The following is a 6,484-nucleotide window of genomic DNA, read 5'->3' as shown; positions in this document are numbered from 1 at the left end:
AGCAGAAGCCGTTCGAAAACCTCGTCGAGCTTGGCTGGCTGAAGCGTTCCTCGGTCGATCCCCGATCGACGCACTATCAGATCACCGAGCGCGGCACCGCCGCTGCACTCAGAAGCTGACGCAGCTCGGCCGCACCGAGATCATCACCGCCTGCTGCTTGAAGCGCTGCTTATAGGCCTCGGCGATGGCGCTCAGCGCCGCGCGCTTGGCCGGATCGTCGGCGAACACCAGCGTCACCAGCTTGGCCTTTTCCCGGACGATGTGGCCGCGCTCGCTGTCGCGCCACTGCCCGACGCTATCCACCACCGTCAGCCCATCCGGAAACCGAGGCGTGATTTCTTCCGCGGTGAAGCGCTTGAACTCGACATCGCTGACGCCGAGCCGGTCGCCGATATTGCGGCCGAAGGCCAGCTCGGCACTCAGCATCGGCTGCGATGGCGGCAGGCACGCCGGCGCCGGCAGCGCCGCACAGCCGCCGAGCGACGTCGCAGCTAGGCAGGCGATCAGCAGCCGTGTCAGGACCGGCTTCGGCATCTTCTCTCAACCTCGTCGCAGCGTCTTCAGATAAGCGCACAGCATATCGCCGACCGCGTCCGCATACGCGGTGATCTCGGCCGCCGTGCGCGGGCGGCTGGAGAAGTCCTTGCCGAGCGCCGCGATCGTGCGGCTGATCAGCTCCGCCGCCCGCTGGCGCGCGGCCTCGGAGCTGTTCGGCGCCGCCTCGTGCAGAAACGCCGCCATGGTGCCGTCCATCGCCTTGCGCGCGGCGCGGGCTTCCGGCGCGTCGCGATACAGCGGCGCAGCATCATCGAGCGCGCCGCGCACTTCGGCTTCATCGCATTCGGATTGGATGAAGGCGTGCACCAGACGGCGCAGCCGCTGCGGCGGCGGATCGCGGCGATCCTCGAGGATGTCGCGCAGCATCTCCGAGGTCTGCCGCCACTCGTCGCTCTGCAGCCGGAACAGAATCGCAGCCTTGTTGGGGAAGTACTGATACAGCGAGCCGACACTGACGCCGGCTTTGTCGGCGACCCGCGCGGTGGTGAAGCGCTGCGCGCCCTCTTTCGCCAAAACCTGAACAGCCGCCTCCAGAATGGCCGCGACCAGCCCGGTCGAGCGCGCCTGCTGGGGCTGTTTTCGCGAGGAAATTGAGCCACTTCGGCGTTCGGCCATCGGCGCCTCGGGGAATGCGATTAGCGAATGCGAATATTTATTCGTATTTCTGAGGACGCGCAACATCGCGCTGATCACTCCCTTTTGGAGTTCGCCATGACCACCCTCACCACCTCACCGCTGGCCCCGCTGTTGACGCGGCTGTTCGACGAAGCCGAGGCCTCGCAGCCGCAGCTCGACCAGCTCGCACCCGACACGATGCGGCTGATGCGTAGCAAGACCGACTACGCGACGCTGTATGGCCGGCTGAAAGACTACGCTCTCGCGGTGTCGCCTGAGACCGGCGTGCTGCTCTACATGCTGGCACGAGGCTGCCGCGCCCGAAGCATCGTCGAGTTCGGTACCTCGTTCGGCATTTCGACGCTGCATCTGGCCGCAGCGCTGCGCGACAATGGCGGCGGCCGGCTGATCACCACTGAGTTCGAGCACGCCAAGCTGGTCCGCGCCGAAGCTAATCTCGAAGCCGGCGATCTCGCCGATCTGGTCGAATTCCGCGAAGGCGATGCGCTGCAGACGCTCAGCAAGGATTTGCCCGACCGCATCGATCTTGTGCTGCTCGACGGCGCCAAGGCGCTGTATGCGGATATTCTCGACCTGCTCGAAAGCCGGCTCTCGCCCGGCGCGCTGATCGTCGCCGACAACGCCGATCACTGCCCGGACTATCTCGCCCGGGTGCGCGATCTAGCGAACGGCTATCTGTCGGTGCCGTTTGCCGCCGATGTCGAGCTGTCGATGCGGCTCGGCTGATACTCCCGACGGGGCCCGCGCCCCGCAGTCTGCCGCCGGTAGTGCCGGCCGTAAGCGTTCAACGTCAATCAACGCACGTCCCGACCCATCGCGGTCGGCGTGCGCTGATGACGCCGCCGATCGCGGATCAGCCTGGAGACTCCCATGGCCGTCCGTTCGATCGATGCCTCACCTGCCCCCGCCCTGTCGCTGCGCCGCCGTCTGGCGCTGCACACCTGCCTCGCCTTCACCGCAATCGCAGTCCTGATCCCGCCGCACGCCTCGCCGACCCACGCGCCGGTGCTGATCGGCACGCGGCTGCTGCTGGGCGTGATCAACTATGTGAGACGTCGCAGCGCGGCGCGATGCGGCTGCGGCGCACTCAAGCGCTGCGGTCGCGGGTCGCGGCCACCACCATGCACAGCGCCAGACCCAGCACCGCGGTGGAGACGTAGCCGTTGACGTGCAGCAGCCCGGCCGCGAACAGCGTGCCGCCGATCGCCGAGCCGATCGCCTGGCCGACATACAGCACCGACGTATTCAGCGACACCGTCGCGCCGGCGAGCGTCGGATCGGCCGTCACGAGGCGCACCTGCTGCATCGAGTTCGAGGCCGCAAAGCCGAGCCCCCACACCGCCACCGCAGCGGCCATCACGCCGAAATGTCCGGCCCCGAAGGTCCAGCCGAGAATGCCGGCCAGCATCAGCGAGGTGAACAGCGCCGAGGTGCGGTATGCGCCCCAGCCGTCCACGATGCGACTGGCGATGACGTTGCCGACGAAGCCGCAGACGCCGGAGATCGCAAACACCAGCGCGATCTCGCGCGGCCCGGCACCGGTCAGGCCGGTGAGCAGCGGCCCGAAGAACGTGAACACCACGAACTGCCCGGAGGTCTGCAGCGACGACACCCCGAGCAGCGTCAGAATGCGGCGGTTGCGCCCCACCGCGGCCCAGGTGCGCAGGCTCACCGGCGCCGCAGTCAGGCCGCCCGGCAGCCGCAGCCAGAGCAGGATGAAACTGATCAGGCCGATGCCGCCGACGGTGAGATAGGCGCTGCGCCAGCCGGCATGATCGGCCGCGAAGGTGACCAGCGGCACGCCGAGCGCCACCGCCAGCGACCAGCCGAGAAACACATAGGCCATGGTGCCGCCGCGGCTTTCCGGCGGCACGATCAGCGCCACCGCGCCGGCGGCCTGCGGCGTGTACAGCGCGCCGACCGACAGCATCGCCAGCCGCAGCACCAGCAGCACGGCATAGTTCGGCGCAAAGGCGGAAGCGAGATTGCCGAGTGCCAGCACCGCCAGCGTCGTCGTCAGCAGCAGCCGGCGATCGATCCGGCTGGTCAGCCAAGCGGTGAGCGGCGATCCGATGCACAGCACGATCGCTCCGAAAGTGATCAGCAGGCCGGCGTTACGGATCGTCACCCCGAGCCCGGCCGCCAGATCCGGCAACATGCCGGCAGGCGCCAGAACCGAGGTTCCGGTGACGAAATTGCCGAGCATCAGGGCGGTGGGGGCGAACGAGCGGGACACTCCCGAAGGCTAGCAGGGTTTCCATGCAGGTGCATTAAAATTCTGCCGGACCGGGAATGCGCCGCGACACCAGCAGGGCGAAATGCGCGCCGCCGCGGGGTCCGGGTTCCTTGAATCGTCCGATTCCCCTGCTATACAGCCCCTTTCCGCTTACCTGCGCTCGTACGCAGGAGTGAGCCAGAGGAGCCTTCCGATGACCGAAAAGACTTCGGGCGACAAGCCTTCCGCGTCCACCTCCGGCTTCCAATACACGCTCTCCAACCTCAAGCCGGTAGCCCCCATGGACCAGATCACCATCACCTTCCCCGACGGCAAGACCCGCGAATATCCCCGCGGCACCACCGGGCTCGACATCGCCAAGGGCATTTCGCCCTCCCTCGCCAAGCGCACCGTCGTGATGGCGCTGAACGGCACGCTGACCGATCTCGCCGATCCGATCGAAGACAATGCCCAGATCGACTTCGTCGCCCGTGACGATGCGCGCGCGCTGGAGTTGATCCGGCACGATTGCGCCCACGTGCTCGCCGAAGCGGTGCAGAGCCTGTGGCCGGGCACCCAGGTGACCATCGGCCCGACCATCGAGAACGGCTTCTACTACGACTTCTTCCGCAACGAGCCGTTCACCCCGGAAGACTTCGCGGCGATCGAGAAGAAGATGCGCGAGATCATCGCGCGCGACAAACCGTTCACCAAGGAAGTCTGGACCCGCGACGAAGCCAAGAAGGTGTTCGCCGACAACGGCGAGGCGTTCAAGGTCGAGCTGGTCGACGCCATTCCGGAAGACCAGACCATCAAGATCTACAAGCAGGGCGAGTGGTTCGATCTGTGCCGCGGCCCGCATATGACCTCGACCGGCAAGATCGGCACCGCCTTCAAGCTGATGAAGGTGGCGGGCGCGTATTGGCGCGGCGACAGCAACAATCCGATGCTGACCCGCATCTACGGCACCGCCTGGGCCAAGCAGGAAGACCTCGACGCCTACCTGCATCAGATCGAGGAAGCCGAAAAGCGCGACCACCGCAAGCTCGGCCGTGAACTCGACCTGTTCCACTTCCAGGAAGAAGGTCCGGGCGTGGTGTTCTGGCACGCCAAGGGCTGGAGCCTGTTCCAGTCGCTGGTCGGCTATATGCGCCGCCGCCTCGCCGGCGACTACGACGAAGTCAACGCACCGCAGATTCTCGACAAGGTGCTGTGGGAGACCTCGGGTCACTGGGAGTGGTACCGCGAGAACATGTTCGCGGCGCAGTCGGCCGGCGACGACGCCGAGGACAAGCGCTGGTTCGCGCTGAAGCCGATGAACTGCCCCGGCCATGTGCAGATCTTCAAGCATGGTTTGAAGAGCTACCGCGACCTGCCGCTGCGGCTCGCCGAGTTCGGCGTGGTGCATCGCTACGAGCCGTCGGGCGCCATGCACGGCCTGATGCGGGTGCGCGGCTTCACCCAGGACGACGCGCACGTGTTCTGCACCGAGGCGCAGCTCGCCGAGGAATGCATCAAGATCAACGACCTGATCCTGTCGACCTACTCCGACTTCGGCTTCGAAGGCGAACTGACGGTGAAGCTGTCGACCCGGCCGGAGAAGCGCGTCGGCACTGACGAGATGTGGGATCACGCCGAGCGCGTGATGGCCACGGTGCTGTCCGAGATCAAGGCCAAGGGCGGCAATCGCATCAAGACCGAGATCAACCCGGGCGAAGGCGCGTTCTACGGGCCGAAGTTCGAATACGTGCTGCGCGACGCGATCGGCCGCGACTGGCAGTGCGGCACCACGCAGGTCGACTTCAACCTGCCAGAGCGGTTCGGCGCGTTCTACATCGACGCCGACGGCGCCAAGAAGGCGCCGGTGATGGTGCATCGCGCGATCTGCGGCTCGATGGAGCGCTTCACCGGCATCCTGATCGAGCACTACGCCGGCAACTTCCCGCTGTGGCTGGCGCCGGTTCAGGTCGTCGTCACCACGATTACGTCGGAAGGCGACGATTACGCCAAGAAGGTGCTGGCGGCGCTGCGTAAGGCCGGCCTGCGCGCCGACATCGATCTGCGCAACGAGAAGATCAACTTCAAGGTGCGCGAGCATTCGCTCGCCAAGGTCCCTGCCCTGCTGGTGGTAGGCAAGAAGGAAGCCGAGAGCCACTCGGTCTCCGTCCGCCGCCTCGGCAGCGAAGGCCAGAAGGTGATGCCCACCGACGAAGCCATCGCCGCACTGGTGGACGAGGCGACCCCGCCGGACGTCAAGCGGATGCGGGGAGCGGCTTAACAGCCGTCGGCTGGCGGCGAGTGTCGTGCCTGAAAAGCCAGATACTCGTCGGTGCGCTGATGGAAGGAGCTAAGCTCTACTCTGTTGCAGAGTTCAGCAAAGATCTCGACACGATTTCTTCAACGTGATGCCCGGGCTTGTCCCGGGCATTTTCGTTTTTGGCGGGGCGTGCAGCAAAGACGTAGATGGCAGGTACTAACCCGGCGATGACGAATAGGTGCGCGAGCCGCGATTGACTAAGCGGCCGCCCGCCTTACCAAGATTTGCGCACGCGCGCTTACGCGCTGCGGTCGACGCCAGGGGATTGGGTAGTGCCCTTTTGCATGGCGGCGATCGCGGCGTCGAGTTCGGCCCGGCTGTACTGGCGTTCGCTGCCGGCGCGCGGCGTCCATTCGCTTTGCGACTTGGCGGTGTCGGCGATCTCGACCTTGCCGCCGAGCAGCTTGGCATAGGTCTCGGCCCGCCACTGCGCCAGCGCCGGCCCGGTCAGCGACGGCTCGTCGATGCCGTCCACGGATGCCGCGGTGGAATTGCTCATTTTCACGAGGCCGCTGTTGTAGAGCGTCGCCACCACCTCGTTGCCGACCTTGACGGTGGCATAGACGTCATTGGGTTCGTTGTCGGAGGCGCCGGTCGGTGCGACATCCTGCTGCTGCAGCCAGACGCGCGCGATCTCGTCGACTTCGGGGGACGTCACTTTGCGCACCGCTTCGGGATGCGCCTTCATCAAGTCGGCGAAGCTGTACACGTCGCCTTCGAAAGCGAGGCCGTTCTTGTCGGTGGACTTGTCCGAATCC

Annotated in this window: 7 protein-coding genes; 3 read left to right on the top strand and 4 right to left on the bottom strand. The window is 66.1% G+C overall.

Features of this window, described 5'->3' with window-relative positions; translation table 11 throughout:
• Nucleotides 1-38: 38 nt before the first annotated feature.
• Complete coding sequence (locus DYI24_RS28655; protein WP_349627795.1) at nucleotides 39-119, top strand: hypothetical protein; 81 nt, start codon at nucleotides 39-41, stop codon at nucleotides 117-119.
• On the opposite strand, the gene DYI24_RS18585 is transcribed toward DYI24_RS28655, so the two are convergent.
• Both DYI24_RS18585 and DYI24_RS18580 read right to left on the bottom strand, forming a co-directional pair.
• Complete coding sequence (locus tag DYI24_RS18585) at nucleotides 109-534, bottom strand: DUF3574 domain-containing protein (RefSeq protein WP_164573365.1); 426 nt, start codon at nucleotides 532-534, stop codon at nucleotides 109-111. The genes DYI24_RS28655 and DYI24_RS18585 overlap by 11 nt on opposite strands.
• 6 nt (nucleotides 535-540) lie before the next feature.
• Entirely contained in the window at nucleotides 541-1,173 is a 633-nt protein-coding gene (locus DYI24_RS18580) for a TetR/AcrR family transcriptional regulator (protein ID WP_164573364.1), read from the bottom strand.
• 96 nt (nucleotides 1,174-1,269) lie between these two features.
• Between DYI24_RS18580 and DYI24_RS18575 the strand changes: the two genes are divergently transcribed.
• Nucleotides 1,270-1,920: an O-methyltransferase gene (locus DYI24_RS18575; RefSeq protein WP_164573363.1), complete on the top strand. Its 651-nt coding sequence runs from the start codon at nucleotides 1,270-1,272 to the stop codon at nucleotides 1,918-1,920.
• Between the two features lie 361 nt (nucleotides 1,921-2,281).
• On the opposite strand, the gene DYI24_RS18570 is transcribed toward DYI24_RS18575, so the two are convergent.
• On the bottom strand, nucleotides 2,282-3,400 hold the full coding sequence (locus tag DYI24_RS18570) for an MFS transporter (RefSeq protein ID WP_164573366.1): 1,119 nt from the start codon (nucleotides 3,398-3,400) through the stop codon (nucleotides 2,282-2,284).
• 223 nt (nucleotides 3,401-3,623) lie between these two features.
• Here DYI24_RS18570 and thrS point away from each other — a divergent pair, with 223 nt between their 5' ends.
• Entirely contained in the window at nucleotides 3,624-5,687 is a 2,064-nt protein-coding gene (gene thrS / locus DYI24_RS18565; RefSeq protein ID WP_164573362.1) for a threonine--tRNA ligase, read from the top strand.
• A 277-nt stretch (nucleotides 5,688-5,964) separates the two neighbouring features.
• On the opposite strand, the gene DYI24_RS18560 is transcribed toward thrS, so the two are convergent.
• On the bottom strand, nucleotides 5,965-6,484 hold a 520-nt coding region (locus tag DYI24_RS18560; protein ID WP_164573361.1), incomplete at its 5' end, for a hypothetical protein.

Source organism: Rhodopseudomonas sp. BR0C11, from assembly GCF_010820945.1.
Classification (GTDB): domain Bacteria; phylum Pseudomonadota; class Alphaproteobacteria; order Rhizobiales; family Xanthobacteraceae; genus Rhodopseudomonas; species Rhodopseudomonas palustris_H.
Note: the sequence above shows the minus strand (reverse complement) of the source record. Positions and strands in the feature narration are given on the sequence as shown.